The sequence below is a fragment of the Saccharopolyspora erythraea genome (assembly GCF_018141105.1).
GTDB classification, from domain to species: domain Bacteria; phylum Actinomycetota; class Actinomycetes; order Mycobacteriales; family Pseudonocardiaceae; genus Saccharopolyspora_D; species Saccharopolyspora_D erythraea_A.
In genome coordinates, this window is the sequence record NZ_CP054839.1 from 2,156,187 (window position 1) to 2,170,992 (window position 14,806).

The 14,806-nt window shown below is 66.7% G+C and carries 10 protein-coding genes, 1 tRNA gene, 1 pseudogene and 1 riboswitch; of the genes and pseudogenes, 9 read left to right on the forward strand and 3 right to left on the reverse strand.

Annotation, left to right across the window (positions count from 1 at the left end):
• Nucleotides 1-5 precede the first annotated feature (5 nt).
• Nucleotides 6-1,208, reverse strand: a complete 1,203-nt coding sequence (locus HUO13_RS10000) for a PucR family transcriptional regulator (protein WP_211901141.1) — start codon at nt 1,206-1,208, stop codon at nt 6-8.
• A gap of 341 nt (nt 1,209-1,549) precedes the next feature.
• On the opposite strand from HUO13_RS10000, the gene HUO13_RS10005 reads away from it, so the two are divergent.
• On the forward strand, nt 1,550-2,506 hold the full coding sequence (locus HUO13_RS10005; protein ID WP_249124596.1) for a peptidoglycan recognition protein family protein: 957 nt from the start codon (nt 1,550-1,552) through the stop codon (nt 2,504-2,506).
• Between the two features lie 12 nt (nt 2,507-2,518).
• On the opposite strand, the gene HUO13_RS10010 is transcribed toward HUO13_RS10005, so the two are convergent.
• A complete protein-coding gene (locus HUO13_RS10010) occupies nt 2,519-2,755 on the reverse strand; it encodes a DUF3263 domain-containing protein (RefSeq protein WP_211901142.1) in 237 nt (78 codons plus the stop codon).
• Between the two features lie 164 nt (nt 2,756-2,919).
• Nucleotides 2,920-3,056, forward strand: a riboswitch (FMN riboswitch).
• A 106-nt stretch (nt 3,057-3,162) separates the two neighbouring features.
• Here HUO13_RS10010 and pnuC point away from each other — a divergent pair.
• Both pnuC and HUO13_RS10020 read left to right on the forward strand, forming a co-directional pair.
• On the forward strand, nt 3,163-3,810 hold the full coding sequence (pnuC, locus tag HUO13_RS10015; protein WP_211901143.1) for a nicotinamide riboside transporter PnuC: 648 nt from the start codon (nt 3,163-3,165) through the stop codon (nt 3,808-3,810).
• 55 nt (nt 3,811-3,865) lie between these two features.
• A complete protein-coding gene (locus HUO13_RS10020) occupies nt 3,866-5,119 on the forward strand; it encodes a M14 family metallopeptidase (protein ID WP_249124598.1) in 1,254 nt (417 codons plus the stop codon).
• A 270-nt stretch (nt 5,120-5,389) separates the two neighbouring features.
• Here the strand turns inward: HUO13_RS10020 and aceE are convergent, their stop codons facing one another.
• Nucleotides 5,390-8,230, reverse strand: a complete 2,841-nt coding sequence (gene aceE / locus HUO13_RS10025) for a pyruvate dehydrogenase (acetyl-transferring), homodimeric type (RefSeq protein WP_249124600.1) — start codon at nt 8,228-8,230, stop codon at nt 5,390-5,392.
• A 237-nt stretch (nt 8,231-8,467) separates the two neighbouring features.
• On the opposite strand from aceE, the gene HUO13_RS10030 reads away from it, so the two are divergent.
• The 6 genes and pseudogenes from HUO13_RS10030 to HUO13_RS10055 form a co-directional block, all read left to right on the forward strand.
• A complete protein-coding gene (locus HUO13_RS10030; protein WP_211901145.1) occupies nt 8,468-8,902 on the forward strand; it encodes a DUF3052 domain-containing protein in 435 nt (144 codons plus the stop codon).
• A 101-nt stretch (nt 8,903-9,003) separates the two neighbouring features.
• Nucleotides 9,004-9,468: a peroxiredoxin gene (locus tag HUO13_RS10035; RefSeq protein ID WP_211901146.1), complete on the forward strand. Its 465-nt coding sequence runs from the start codon at nt 9,004-9,006 to the stop codon at nt 9,466-9,468.
• Between the two features lie 103 nt (nt 9,469-9,571).
• Nucleotides 9,572-9,643, forward strand: a tRNA-Val gene (locus tag HUO13_RS10040).
• 166 nt (nt 9,644-9,809) lie between these two features.
• Nucleotides 9,810-12,248, forward strand: a complete 2,439-nt coding sequence (locus HUO13_RS10045) for a restriction endonuclease subunit M (RefSeq protein WP_211901147.1) — start codon at nt 9,810-9,812, stop codon at nt 12,246-12,248.
• On the forward strand, nt 12,245-13,612 hold the full coding sequence (locus tag HUO13_RS10050; protein ID WP_211901148.1) for a restriction endonuclease subunit S: 1,368 nt from the start codon (nt 12,245-12,247) through the stop codon (nt 13,610-13,612). The genes HUO13_RS10045 and HUO13_RS10050 overlap by 4 nt, the downstream gene beginning before the upstream one ends.
• A 520-nt stretch (nt 13,613-14,132) precedes the next feature.
• Nucleotides 14,133-14,728, forward strand: a pseudogene (locus HUO13_RS10055) (IS5 family transposase); the annotation flags it as partial.
• Nucleotides 14,729-14,806: the final 78 nt, after the last annotated feature.

The window sequence follows — 14,806 nt, forward strand, 5'->3', positions numbered from 1 at the left end:
TCTGGTCACCAGAGCCCGTGCGCCTTGGCCAGCCGGCCCACCGCCAGGCCGACGCGCAGCACGTGCGCGTCGCGCGGGTTCGACGGGGTGCGGCCGGTCAGCTCGGCCGCCCTGCGCAGCCGGTACCGCACCGTGTTGGGGTGGACGTAGAGCTGGCGGGCGCAGTTCTCCAGCACGCCGCCGACCTCCAGGTAGGTGTCGACGGTCTCCATCAGCGCGCCGCCCGCGTCGACCAGCGGCAGCACGATCCGTTCGACGAGCTGCCGCTCGGCCTCCGGGTCGCCTGCCAGTGCCCGCTCCGGCAGCAGGTCCGCGGAGGCCACCGGCCGCGGCGCGGTCGGCCACGCCACCACCGCGCGCAGCGCCGACATCGCGTCCGAGGCCGACCGGTGCGCCTCGGCCAGGCTCGGCACCGTCGGGCCGACGACCACCGGTCCCTCGTCGAACGCCTCGGCCAGCCGCGACGCGGCCTCGTTCTCGGTGCGGTCGTCGGCCGGGCCGCCGAAGACCACGACGAGCCGCGTCCCCTGCACGCCCAGCAGCACCGGCCGCCCGACGCGGGCGGCGCGGCTGCGGACCTGGTAGACGATCGTCGGCGGATCGTCCGACGGAGCGGTGCCGACCAGGACCGTCGCCTCCGACGAGGGTTCCCACCCGAGCGCGGCGGCGCGGGAGAGCAGCGACTCCTCGGCGTCGCCGCGGACGATGCCGTCGACGACCAGCGCCTCCAGCCGCGCGTCCCAGGCACCGCGTGCCTCGGCCGCCGCCGCGTAGGAGGTCGCGGCGGCGAAGGCGATCTCGCGGGTGTAGCGCAGGATCCACTCGCGCAGCAGCGTGCGCTCGTCCGGTTCGTCGGCCAGCTCGGGCAGCTGCTGCTCGAAGACGTCGATGGCGGCGCGCACCAGCTCCAGCGTCTGCCGGAGGCTGACCCAGCGGGAGAGGTCGCGCGGAGCGGAGCGGAACGCCTCGGCGGTCAGCCGGATCGCCTCGGTGGGGTCCTGCAGCCACGCCACGAAGTTGGACACGCCGGTCTGGGTGACCAGCAGCACGCTCGCGCGCTGGTCGGCGGGCATCCGGCGGAACCACGGCAACCGCTGTTCCATCGCGCTGATGCTGGCGGTCGCCAGCCCGCCGGAGGCCCGCTCGAGTCGGCGAAGCGTGGCGGCTGAGACCTCACGTGGTCCATCACCTGCGCGTTCGGTAGCCATGGTTCCAGAATCGCACGCGGCCTGATCGCGATCGGGCGGGGAGCGGTCGGAGTCGGTGCCAGGTCACATCGGCGCCTGACCGGGCCGGCTTGGATGCGCGGCGAATTCGCCACGAAGGGTGATTGCGACACCGGCGGAATGCGTCCGGAATGGAGTCGAAGAGGACGAAAACGCGGTGCGGAATTCATGACGGCCGCACCGGTTTTCACCGAGTTCGGCTTCTGGATCAATTCCGCGGAACTCGATCGGGCGGTTACCGCTGTTTTCACGCGGTTGGCCGTGGTTGCCCGTTCGGCACCGGGAGACGATGGGGCGACGCCTACGGCAGGGAGTGATCAGCCGTGACATTGCCTCTGGAATGGCTTGCGGACGTGCTCAGGGCGGCCGGCCTGCAGGTCGTCGAGACGCCCGGGTGGAAGGAGCGGACCGCGACGTCCGGTCCGCAGCCGAGCCCGGTGGGAGTGCTCGAACACCACACCGCCACCCCCGCGTCCTACGAGAACCCGGCACCGAGCGTGCAGCTGTGCATCGACGGCAGGCCGGACCTGCGGGGCCCGCTGTGCCACGGCCTGATCGGCTTCGACGGCGTCGTGCACCTGATCGCCGCGGGCCGCGCCAACCACGCGGGCCAGGCGAAGGCGTCCGGCCCCAACCCGGCGGGCGACGGCAACTTCCTCTACGTCGGTTTCGAGTGGGACTACCAAGGTGTCGAGCAGGGGCCGAGCCCCGAGCAGTACGACGCGGCGCTGACTGCGACCTCGGCCGTGCTGGCCCACATCGGCCGCCCCGCCGAGGCCGCGCGCGGCCACAAGGAGACCAGCGTGACCGGCAAGATCGACCCCGGTCACGTCGACATGGACCGGTTCCGCGCGGATCTGTCGGGCAGGAAGAACCACGACGGACCGGGGAGGCCCGGACAGCCGGTGGCCCCCGCGCCGCCGCCGCCGGAACAGCCAGTGGGGTCCGAGCAGGAGGCGATCCTGCGCCGGATCGAGAGCGAGCTGCTGGGGCCCAGAGGCCCCAAGGGAGAGATCGTGGGCTGGGACACCGATCTCGGTCCGCGCACGCTCGTGGCGATGCTCGTGGAGCTGGTCAACGGGCTCCTCGGCCCGCAGCGCGGCGGGCAGGCCGCGGTCCAGGTGCCGCAGCAGCGGTCGATGGACGCCGAAGCGATCAGGGCGGCCTTCCAGGCGCTGCCGCCGGACCAGGCGGCTCCGCTGCTCGCCGAACTGGTGCGCATCCAGCAGGCACGTCAGCTCCCGCCGGAGCAGCAGGCGCAGGCGGCCCAGCAGAGCTAGTGAGTTCCGCGGTCAGCGGCGGGGTGCGGCGGCCCGCCGCTGCTCCCGCTCCTCGCGTAACCGTTGCAGCCGCTTGACCAGGGTCGGCTGCTGCGCGAGCGCCTCCGGCCGGTCGAGCAGGCGGTTGAGCCGCTGGTAGTAGCGGGTCGGGGAGATCCCGAAGCGCTCCTGGATGACCCGTTCCTTGTTGCCGGCGTGGTGCCACCACTCGTTCTCGAAGGCGAGGATGGCGTGGTCGGTGTCGTTCACCCGGCGGTCCCCCTCGCGTCGATCTTCGGCCAGGCCGAGTTTACCCGCGTGCGCACTGCTGTTCGATCGGCTGATCGGAGACCTTCGCTACCTGTGATCCACCGCACTGCCGGATGCCGGAACAAGGTCACCAGCGCAAGATGTTCACACGAGTACGAAACGTCGTGCGCTCCGGGGCTCGGTGCAATTCCGAACCGGCGGTGAAAGTCCGCGAACCGGCGCCGTTCCGCGCAGGAACGGCCCGGCCGATCCGGTGGAACTCCGGAACCGACGGTGACAGTCCGGATGGGAGGCAGCGCACGGGTGCCGGAAGCCGCCGTGGCGCGCCCTGCGCACGGCCCCCTCCGCGTTCCCGTCGGCCGCGCTCGCCGCCCGCCCGGTGGTCATGACCGGCGGGAGGAGTGGGCGTGCAGAACATCGCGGAGTGGGTGCTCGGCAACGGGATCACCGTGCTCGGCCAGCAGATCTCCTGGGCCGAACTGGTGGGGCAGCTCTGCGCTCTGGCCGTTGTCTTCCTCGCGCAGCGGCGCACCCTGGCCACCTGGCCGGTCCAGGTGTCGGCCACGGTGCTGCTGTTCGCGGTCTACGCCAGCGCCCAGCTCGGCGGCCTGGCCATCCGGCAGGTGATGATCCTGCTGATCTCCGTCTACGGCTGGTGGGCCTGGAGCCGGCGCACCGACCCGGTCTACGGCGTCGTCGTGCGCAAGGCGCGCGCGTCGGAGCGGCTGGCGCTGCTGGCGGCGCTGCTGGTAGGCACGGCGGCGTTCGCCCTGCTGCTGACCGAGCTCGACGCGTCGTGGGCGCCGTGGCCCGACGCCTGGATCTTCGTCGGCACGCTGGTCGCCTTCTGGGCGCAGGGCCGCGGGCTGGTCGAGTTCTGGCTGGTGTGGCTGGCCGTCGACGCCGTCGGCGTGCCGCTGCAGATCGCCTCCGGGCTCTGGTTCAGCGCCGCGATCTACGTGGTGTTCGCCGCGCTGGTGATCCACGGCTGGTGGAGCTGGAACCGCACCGCCCGAAGGCAGCGAGCGCACCGGCCCGCCGCGGTCAAGCCTTGACTTGCCCCGGACCCCCTGGTGGATTCGGATGATCGAACACGAAAGGGGTCCGGCCATGGTCCGTCGGTTCCGCTGGGTCGCCGTCGCCGCGCTGTGCACAGCGCTGGTGGCGCCGGCGCCCGCGATCGCAGAGGTTGCACCGAGCACTGGGTTCGAGGATTCGCGCGGCGCGCGGTGGACGACTCCCGAGGAGGAAGCCGCCTTCCTGGCCGAGGTCGACCGGGCGCAACCCGACGTCGCGGTCGAGACGATCGGCGCCAGCGTCCAGGACCGGCCGCTGCGGCTGGCCCGCGTCGGATCGGGCCGGTCGAAGGTGCTGTTCGTCTGCTCGCAGCACGGCGACGAGCCGGCGGGACGCGAGGGGTGCCTGAGCACCATCCGCGACCTCGGCTACTCGCAGGACGAGCGCGTGCAGCGCTTCCTGCGCTCCACGACGGTCCTGTTCATGCCCAACGCCAACCCCGACGGGCACGTGGCGAACACCCGCGAGAACGCCGACGGCATCGACATCAACCGCGACCACCTCGCGCTGGCCTCACCCGAGGCCCGGGCCGTCGCGCGGGTCATGCGCGACGAGCGTCCCGCCGTCGTGCACGACCTGCACGAGTTCGGCGCGCAACCGCCGTACTACGTCAAGGACTTCCTCGCGCTTTGGCCGCGCAACCTCAACGCCGGCGCGCAGGTGCGCTCGGAGTCCGAGCGGCTGTCGGAGCGCTACGTCCGGCCCGCGGTGGAGGAAACCGGCCTCTCGACCGGCGTGTACGGGATCTGGACCGACCCCGAGACCGGCGAGCCGATCAAGCAGGTCGCAGGCGACGGGCAGGAACGCATCCTGCGCAACACCGTCGGCGTGAAGAACGCGGTCGGCCTGCTCGTGGAGAGTCGCGTCGAGCCGCTGGCGGGCGAGGACGCGGCGACCAACAACCGGCGGCGCGTCGGCTCGCACCTCACCTCGGTGCAGGCGACCCTGCGGATGTTCACCGAACGCCGCGACCAGATCGAGTCGGCCATCAGCAAGGCCAGCCTGGATGGCCTGGCGAACCGGGGACCGCTCTATTTCGGCGGTGCCGACAACGAGCCGCCCGCGCCCGAGGACGTCGAGAAGTCCCCGGCCTGCGCCTACCGGCTCACCGTTGAGCAGGCCGCGCGCTTCGGCGAGGTCCTCGACCTGCACGGCGTGCACAGCATCCCGGCGGGCGAGGGCCGCATCGTGCCGATGAACCAGCCCGCGCGCTCCCTGGCCGCGCTGCTGCTCGACGCCCGCGGCGAATACCGCCTGACCGAGGCGGAACCGGTCGCCTGCCGCTGACCCACGCCACCAGCCCGTTCGCCCGCCCTGCCGACGTGGGGCGGGCGAACGGCTTTCCGGCGGAGCCGCCTGGTGCTGCGCTGCCGGGCGGCTCGTCGGGTTGCCGCCCGGCGGTCCACCAGCCCCGAAAGCAACGGTGCCCGACACGCCGGAGCGTGTCGGGCACCGTGAACTCGAGCCCTGACCTCAGGGGCGCCAAGGCCGCCGCAGCGTCCGCATGGCCGTCCTCAGCGCCGTCCGCAGGTCGTCCTCATGGCCGCCGCGGCGTCGTCAGGCGACGCCGGGGTCCGACGTCTGCGGGCCGGCCGCCTTGACGTCGTCGATCTCGTACTTCCGCGCGGCCTCGGCGACCTTGGCCTCCTCGACCTCGCCCTGCCTGGCCAGCGCCGACAGGGTGGCGACCACGGTCGACTCGGCGTCGACCAGGAACACCCGCCGAGCCGCGGGACGGGTGTCGGAGAACCCGAAGCCGTCGGTGCCGAGGCTGACCATGTCGCTGCGTACCCAGGGCCGGATCAGGTCCGGCACCGCCCGCATCCAGTCGCTGACGGCCACCACCGGGCCTTCCGCGTCGGCCAGGGCACGCGTCACGTACGGCACGCGCCGCTCGTCGCCCGGGTGCAGCAGGTTGTGCCGGTCGGTGGCCTCGGCCTCGCGCCGCAGCTCCGACCACGACGTCGCGGACCAGACGTCGGCCCGCACGCCCCACTCCTCGGCCAGCAGCTCCTGCGCCCGCAGCGCCTCCGGCATGATCACGCCGGAGGCCAGGATCTGCGCCCGCGGGCCCGAGCCGGAGGATGCCTCCCGGTACCGGTAGAGGCCCCGCAGCAGGCCGTCGACGTCCAGGCCCTCCGGCTCCGCGGGCTGCTGGTACGGCTCGTTGTAGACCGTGAGGTAGTAGAAGACGTTCTCGGCGTCCTCCCCGTACATCCGCCGCAGGCCGTCCTTGACGATGTGGGCGACCTCGAAGGCCCACGCCGGGTCGTAGGACACCACCGCCGGGTTCGTCGCCGCCAGCAGCAGCGAGTGGCCGTCGGCGTGCTGCAGCCCCTCGCCGGTGAGCGTGGTGCGCCCGGCGGTGGCGCCGAGCAGGAAGCCCCGCGTCATCTGGTCGGCCGCCGCCCACAGGCCGTCACCGGTGCGCTGGAAGCCGAACATCGAGTAGAAGATGTAGACCGGGATCATCGGCTCGCCGTGCGTGGCGTAGCTGGTGCCCGCGGCGGTGAACGACGCGGTCGAGCCCGCCTCGTTGATGCCCTCGTGCAGGATCTGGCCCTGCTCGCTCTCCCGGTAGGCCAGCATCAGCTGGTAGTCGACCGGCGTGTAGGACTGGCCCAGCGGGTTGTAGATCTTCTGGGACGGGAACATCGAGTCCATCCCGAAGGTCCGTGCCTCGTCCGGGATGATCGGCACGATCCGGGGCCCGATCTCGGGGTCCTTGGCCAGGTCCTTGAGCAGCCGGACGAAGGCCATCGTGGTGGCCACCTCCTGCTTGCCCGAGCCGCGCCGGACCACGTCGTAGACCTTGTCGCCGGGCAGCACCAGCGCCTTGGACTTGACCCGCCGCTCCGGCAGGTAGCCGCCGAGCCGCTGGCGCCGCTCCTGCAGGTACTGGATCTCCGGCGACTCCTGGCCGGGGTGGTAGTACGGCGGCAGGTACGGCTCCTGCTCGAGCTGCTCGTCGGAGATCGGGATCCGCAGGCTGTCCCGGAACAGCTTCAGGTCGTCCAGGGTCATCTTCTTCATCTGGTGGGTCGCGTTGCGGCCCTCGAAGTGCGGCCCGAGACCGTAGCCCTTGATCGTCTTGGCCAGGATGACCGTGGGCTGGCCGTGGTGCTCGGTGGCGGCCTTGTAGGCGGCGTAGACCTTGCGGTAGTCGTGGCCGCCGCGGCGCAGACCCCAGATCTCGTCGTCGCTGAGGTCGCGGACGATGTCCTTGGTGCGCGGGTCGCGGCCGAAGAAGTGCTCCCGCACGAAGGCGCCGTCGTTGGCCTTGTAGGTCTGGTAGTCGCCATCGGGCGTGGTGTTCATCAGGTTGACCAGCGCGCCGTCGCGGTCTGCGTGCAGCAGGGCGTCCCACTCCCGGCCCCAGATCACCTTGATGACGTTCCAGCCCGCGCCGCGGAAGAACGCCTCCAGCTCCTGGATGATCTTGCCGTTGCCGCGGACCGGGCCGTCGAGCTGCTGGAGGTTGCAGTTGACGACGAAGGTCAGGTTGTCCAGGCCCTCGTTGGCCGCCACGTGCAGCAGGCCGCGCGACTCCGGCTCGTTCATCTCGCCGTCGCCGAGGAATGCCCACACCCGCTGCTGGCTGGTGTCCTTGATGCCCCGGTCGCGCAGGTAGCGGTCGAAGCGGGCCTGGAAGATCGCGTTCATCGGGCCCAGGCCCATCGAGACCGTGGGGAACTCCCAGAAGTCGGGCATCAGCCGCGGGTGCGGGTAGGACGGCAGGCCGCCGCCGGGACCCGCGTGGGAGTACTCCTGGCGGAACCCGTCGAGCTGGTCGGTGGACAGCCGCCCCTCCAGGAACGCGCGCGCGTAGATGCCGGGGGAGGCGTGGCCCTGGATGTAGAGGTGGTCACCGCCGCCGGGGTGGTCCTTGCCCTTGAAGAACCAGTTGAAGCCGACCTCGTAGAGGCTCGCCGAGGAGGCGTAGGAGGAGATGTGCCCGCCGACGCCGATGCCCGGGCGCTGCGCGCGGTGCACCATCATCGCGGCGTTCCAGCGGGTCCAGGCGCGGTAGCGGCGCTCGGTCTCCTCGTCGCCGGGGAACCACGGCTCGAGCTCGGTGGGGATGGTGTTCACGTAGTCGGTGCTGGTGAGCGACGGGACGCCCACGCCGCTCTCCCGCGCCCGTTGCAGCAGGCGCAGCATCAGGTATCGCGCACGTTGCTGGCCGGTCGCCGACAGCACGGAGTCGAACGACTGCAGCCACTCCTCGGTCTCCTCCGGGTCGATGTCCGGCAGGTGGGAGGCGAGGCCGTCGCGGATGACCCGCACCCGGTGCTGCGGGGCTCCGTTGCTGCCGACGTCGTTGTTGTGCGGGGACAAGAGGTACTCCTCGACTACGTCGTGGCCTTGGCGCGCCGGAGTGATGTCCGACACCTCCATCGTCCCCCATCATCGTCCCGGACGCGCACGCCGTCATCACTACCGGTCAGTACGCCGTACCCGTTCGGCCACGCTCGGGCTACAGTCATTCCCTAACGCGCAGCTCCGGCGTGTCGTAGCGCCAGCAGTTGCGCCGGTGGCCCTTGGCGGTGTTCGCTAACGGCCAGATCGTGGAAGTGGTGTGCGGCGGGCGCGACGCCCGCGCCGCACCGGTGGCATTGGAGGAGTGAGAAAACCGTGGTCGCCGCGGGAGACGCCGGCAAAGGCGATGTCGACGTCGCCGAGAAGCTCGACATCGAGCCGGAGATGGTTGTCCAGGAGTTCGGTTGGGACGAGGACGTCGACGACGACGTCCGAGCCGCGATCGAGGAGCGTTGCGGGAGCGAGCTGCTCGACGAGGACGCCGACGAAGTGGTCGATGTCGTGCTGCTGTGGTGGCGCGACGATGATGGCGACCTGACGGACACGCTCCTCGACGTGATGACGCCGTTGGCCGACGAGGGGGTCATCTGGGTGCTGACCCCGAAGACCGGCCGGGATGGCTACGTCGAGCCCAGTGACATCGCCGAGGCAGCTTCGACGTCCAACCTCGCCCAGACCGCCAACGCCAGCGTTGGTGAGTCCTGGATGGGGACGAGGCTGGCGTACCGGAAGGCCAAGTCCAAGCGCTGAGGTGCGGGCACCGGCGGCGCGGTGAGCTGTCGGTGCCCACACGGCCCGCATCGGTGTAGGTTCGGCGTGCAAACGCTCATGCCGTACGGAAGGGTGCGCTTATGACGGTCGAGGTCGGTGCGCAGGCGCCGGACTTCACGTTGCCGGACTACAACAAGGAGCAGGTCTCCCTGTCCGGTTTCCGGGGCAAGAAGAACGTGCTGCTGGTCTTCTACCCCTTCGCCTTCAGCGGTATCTGCCAGGGCGAGCTGTGCCAGGTCCGCGACGACCTTGGCGACTTCCAGAACGACGACGTGCAGGTGCTCGGCGTGTCCGTCGACTCCCCGTTCGCGCTGAAGGCGTGGGCGGAGCAGGAGGGCTACACCTTCCCGCTGCTGTCGGACTTCTGGCCGCACGGTGAGATCGCCAAGGCCTACGGTGTGTTCAACGAGAACGCCGGCATGGCCAACCGCGGCACCTTCCTGATCGACAAGGAGGGCGAGGTCCGCTTCGCCGAGGTGAACCAGCCGGGCGAGGCCCGCGACCAGGGTGTGTGGAAGAAGGCTCTGGCCGACCTCTCCGCCTGACGTCGCTGATGTCGCGTGGTGGTCGACCGGTACAGTGTCTCCAGCCGGACCGCGAGGAACGGCTCTGGGGGTCCCGGTCGGTGCGTCGGTCGGCCGCCATCCCGGGCGCATAGCTCAGCGGAAGAGCACTTGCCTTACAAGCAAGGGGTCGTAGGTTCGAACCCTACTGCGCCCACACGAAATACCAACCCTTCGCCCGTCAAGCCGCTTGACAACCGACGTAGGGCCCCCGAACAACGACACCACGCCCTGGTCGTCCTTTGAGCTTCTCGAAGGCCGCAGCGGAGGACACCGACCAGGCCGCAAGATCCAGACTGTTGGCCTCTACTAATCTTCTCGGCATGGCAGCACGCCGCACCACCCCCAGCGCACCGTCAACGCCGTTCCCAGACGAGGGACTTCACCAGTACGACAACTGGGTATGGGTCCCTCTGCGTGATAGCTGGGTCGATGTGACGCACAAGCCGGAGGAAGTCGTACGGCAGCATTGGATTCGGAACCTCCACGTCAACGGGGAGTTCCGGCTTGACCAGATGGACCAGGAACGCCGGACACACTCTGGCAGGCGCTCGCCACGCGCCGACATCGTAGTGTGGCGCAGCGCGGCGGACAAGCAAGCTGGGCGTGAGCCAGCGTTGGTGGTGGAGACCAAAGCCGACGGCGGACCGATCCGACCTATGGACTTCTGGCAAGGTGAGTCATACGCTCGGGCAGCCGGAGCCCGGTTCCTCGTGCAGGCCAACGCCGACAACCGCATGGTCTACGAGTTGACCAAGGGGCTGCCCGGACGCGCCCGGCAGATCAACGACTGGCCTAAAGCCGCCGAGATCAACGACGAGCGGACTCTCGAACAGCTGGTGAACCGACTTGAGGTTTTCGATCGTGAGCAGTTTCAACGCGTTCTTTTCGAATGCCACAGCTTGCTCCGCGACAACCACGCGATGACCCCGGACCGGGCTTTCGACACGATTTCGAAAGTACTTTTCATCAAGCTTCACATTGAGCGATCCGGGACACATGCGACTTTCACGACGAATTATCTAGATAAGGCTTCGGAATATCATCATAATCGGAGCATCAGCCACCATGAGTCGATGTTTGAAGACACCAAGGCTGAGTACAAGTCGGACGACCTCTTTGCAGAAGACGACCGCCTGGAGATTTCCCCGGACACATTCAGGGAACTGGTTGGAAAACTTGAGAGGTTCAATCTTTCAAAGACCGGCGAGGACGTAAGAGGGATCGCCTTTGAGAAGTTCCTCGGGCGCACATTCCGGGGCGAACTCGGCCAGTTTTTCACTCCTCGGCCCGTAGTCGATTTCATCATCGACGTCCTCAACCCAAAGGAAGGGGACGTTATTTGCGATCCTGCCGCCGGGTCGGGCGGTTTCTTGATTCGCGTGTTTGATCATGTTCGCGAGCAGATCATTTCGGACATCTCCTCGAAGCGGCAGAAGATCATTGACGATATCACCGCCGAGTACCCCGACGACGCGGATGATTCGGTTCTCGACGAACGAGACAGACGTATTGAAAAAGCCGTTGACGAGCTAAATCAGGAGCTTGCTCCGACCGCTCCTGGCGGAGGACGAGCAGATACCCGCGTAGGAAATCTCGCTTGGCAGTGCATCTATGGCACTGACAAAGAGCCACGGGCTGCTCGCACCGCCAAAATGAATATGATCATGCACGGCGATGGACACGGCGGTATCCACTGGCATGACGGCCTTGTGGACATGAACGGAATCTTCGAGGGTAGGTTCAATGTCGTAGTTACCAATCCTCCCTTCGGTGCTGTCGTCACCTCGTCGCAGCGGATCGGTTCCACTTCCGAGACCGATGTACCCGACGATCACGATTACCGCCAACGTCAGCAACGTCGGTACGGCAAGGAATGGGCGAAAGCGCATCAACGCGTGGTCGATGCACGAGGCCAGAAGATCCTTGACCAATTCGATATCGGCAAGGTGGCCAACTCCCGCAAGACCGAGCAGATGTTCCTCGAACGTTGCCTCCGTCTACTTAAGCCAGGAGGACGCCTCGGCATTGTCCTGCCGAATGGGAACCTGAATGCTTCTTCACAAGCCTGGTTGCGTCGCTGGGCAGAGGGAAAGGCGTTCCTCCGCGCCGTGATCGCTTTGCCACCCGAGACCTTCAAGTTCTCGGGTGCTTCAGTGACGGCGTCAGTCGTATTTATGCAAAAGTTCACCGAATATGACGCGCAACGGTGGGAGAAGTGCTGGGAAGACGCACTCGAAGAAACAGAAAGCGAGTTCGCGCCTCGGCGAAATGCTCTGCTTGACGGGTCACGAAATGAAGTTCTGCACGGCAATGATCCGGAGCTTCAGGTATTGCTTGGCCAGTTGGCTGATCTCGGAGTCACACGAGTACTCCCCGAACCCACCCGGATACAAAAAGATAGCCTAGTCCGTAGCGGGCCTACTACCACGCTTGCGAGCCCATCATGGAAGGGCAGTGCCTCGGCTGATGCCCGCGAGCTGCGAAAAAAGTACACTGAGCGCGCCGCGAAGATCCCCGGCTTGAAGAAGTCACTCACCGACCTACGGGCCGCTCTCAAAGATCTTGATGAGCAACAGACAACGGCTATGTGGAAGTACGTTCGCGAGGTGTTTGACTACCCGGTATTTATGGCGATGCCGACTGCAGTCGGCATCACTGCGACGGGCGAAACGGGCGAGAATGTACCTAATGATCTCCCTGAGATTTTTACGGCATGGCGTCAGTTCGCAAACGAACACCTCTGTGGGGATAGCGCATGACCGCCACTAAGACGAGCGTTATCCATTTTTCGGCGCTCGACCGTTGGGACCCTCCCCAAACCTCCGAGGCTGCGGCGTCGTATGCGTGGCCAGTAGTCAAACTCGGTGATGTAGCCGATATTCGGCTTGGTATGCAGGTTCCAAGGAAAGGATCGAAGTCAGGAGAGCCTCGGCAGTACCTAAGGGCCATTAATGTCCGTCGAAGTGCTGTTGACCTGAATGACATTAAGACGATGTACGTGACCGAGAAGCAAGCGAGCGGGTTAGTTTTGCAGCCCGGCGATCTGCTTTTCGTCGAGGGCTCGGGGTCGGTAACTGAAGTCGGGCGCGCTGCACGCTGGGACGGATCCGTTCCAAACGTTATCCATCAGAACAGCGTAGTGCGTGCGCGTCTACATGACGCTCGACTCGACCCCGAGTACGTCGTTACTTGGTTCAATTCGCGCGAGGGCAACTTCTATATACGCGAGCAAGCCACGACAACAAGCGGCCTCTACCACATTGGGGCAGCCAAACTTGCCAATACTCCGATACCGGTTCCACCGCTCGACCTCCAGCGCAAAATCGTATCTTCCTACAAGGAAACTTTCAGGACAGCTGAGAAGGCTCAGTACAGGTCAGAGACTCTTACCGCTGCCGCATGGCACCGCTTCGGAGATCAACTGGTAGCAAGGGCAGAAACGGGAGAGGCATCAACCATTGTTGGCATCGCCCATTTTTCTGCTCTCGACCGTTGGGATACGGATGTCGCTCCTATCGGAATTTCGAGCCCCTACCCGCTGGTAAAGCTCGATTCGATTGCCGAAGTGCAGCTTGGAGTCCAACTGAAGCGTTCGCATACGGGCGGACAGGATGTCCCTTACCTTCGTGTAGCCAACGTCCAGCGTGGCTACGTCGATACCTCTGACGTTAAGACAATGAATGTCAGCCCCGGAACTATCGATCGACTCGCCCTGCAGCGTGACGACTTGCTGTTCCTTGAAGCGAATTCTCTTGAGGAGGTGGGGCGGTGTGCACGATGGGATGGGCAGATTTCGAAATGTATCCATCAGAATCATGTAATTCGGGCTCGCCTCGATTCGAATGAGCTACTGCCCGAGTATGTAGAGGCTTGGTTCAATTCCCCAGCAGGGGGATCGCATGTTCGGGCTCACGCACGCACGACTAGCGGGACACTTTACACGATCCCTGTAAATGTCCTCGCAACCGCACCTGTTCCTGTTCCGCCACGTGAGGAACAAATTAGGCTAGTTGAGAAGCTACGTGAGGATCTATCTGAGGCACGCGCGGTTCAACACGAAGCCGAACGTTTGCCCGAACGGGCCGAAAGGGATCTTGTCTCGGCATTGACCTCGTCGCTGTGACGGCGTTCGACTTGTCCGGAACGTCACCAACTAAGTCGACTCTGTCCGCAGCGATCGAAAGTGTCAGCTTCGGTGTCATGTGCTGGTAGCTCTTGGTCATCGATTATGTACGCGCCCTTGAGTCGGCCGCGTCGCCCGCAAAGACATCATTGCGCGCACCCCCTGTTGGGTTCCGAAAGTCGGCCGCGGCCGGTGACCTGTACTGATCGACACACCCCGGCGATCCAGGAATGATCGTGCGCTGTGTCGTTGCGCCTGCTCTACCTGATCTTCATCAGGCTTGGGGGGCTGGCTGGTAGTGCTCGGCCGCTCGTCGGCATCCAAGGACGTCGAACTGCTGGTACTGCGTCACGAGGTGGCCGTGCTGCGCCGAGCCAACCCGAAACCTCGGATGGACTGGTCCGACCGACCGCCATCGCCGCGCCCACCCGTAGACAACGCCGTTGCCGTGCTGATCGAGCGTGTGGCTAAGAGCGTGTCTCGGTTGGATCTTGGTCGGCTGCTGGCAAGATCATGAGTTGTGGTTGATGCGTTGTCGCGGCGGTTGGTTCCCGATGAGCTGTGGGAGCTGGTGGAGCCGCTGATTCCGCAGGCGGGGGAACGTCCGCAGGGTGGTGGTCGGGCTCCGGCGGATGCCCGGATGGTGTTCACGGCGATTGTGTATGTGCTGACCAGTGGGTGTGCGTGGCGGTGGTTACCGCCGTCGTTCGGGGTGAAGGTTCCCACCGCGCACCGGTGGTTTCTCCGCTGGACTGAGGCCGGTCTGTGGGCCCGGATTCATCGGGCCGTGCTCGACGAACTGGGCAGTCAGGGTTTGATCGACTGGTCCCGCGCGGTGGTGGACGCTGCCGCGGTGCGGGCGAAAAAAGGGGCTGCATGACCGGTCCGAGCCCGGTCGACCGAGGCAAGCCCGGCTCGAAACTGCACGTGCTGACCGACCGCGCCGGTCTGCCGCTGGCCACCGGGATCTCGACAGCCAATACGGCGGACGGGTTCGCGCTCAAGCCCTTGGTCAACGCGATCCCTCCGATCCGTTCCCATCGCGGGCCTCGCCGCCGCAGGCCCGCCAAGCTTCACGGCGACAAGGCATACAACAGTGCCGAGCGCCGATTCTGGCCGATCCACCCCGTTATGGACCTCGGCCATGGGCGGATCAAGCGTCAACCGGTCCTGGGTGGCTTAATCAACGAGTAT

Coding starts and splice junctions, on each gene's coding strand:
- HUO13_RS10050 (WP_211901148.1), top strand. CDS start 12,245: ATGACCGCCACTAAGACGAGCGTTATCCATTTTTCGGCGCTCGACCGT.
- HUO13_RS10020 (WP_249124598.1), top strand. CDS start 3,866: ATGGTCCGTCGGTTCCGCTGGGTCGCCGTCGCCGCGCTGTGCACAGCG.
- HUO13_RS10045 (WP_211901147.1), top strand. CDS start 9,810: ATGGCAGCACGCCGCACCACCCCCAGCGCACCGTCAACGCCGTTCCCA.
- aceE (WP_249124600.1), bottom strand. CDS start 8,230: ATGGAGGTGTCGGACATCACTCCGGCGCGCCAAGGCCACGACGTAGTC.
- HUO13_RS10000 (WP_211901141.1), bottom strand. CDS start 1,208: ATGGCTACCGAACGCGCAGGTGATGGACCACGTGAGGTCTCAGCCGCC.
- HUO13_RS10035 (WP_211901146.1), top strand. CDS start 9,004: ATGACGGTCGAGGTCGGTGCGCAGGCGCCGGACTTCACGTTGCCGGAC.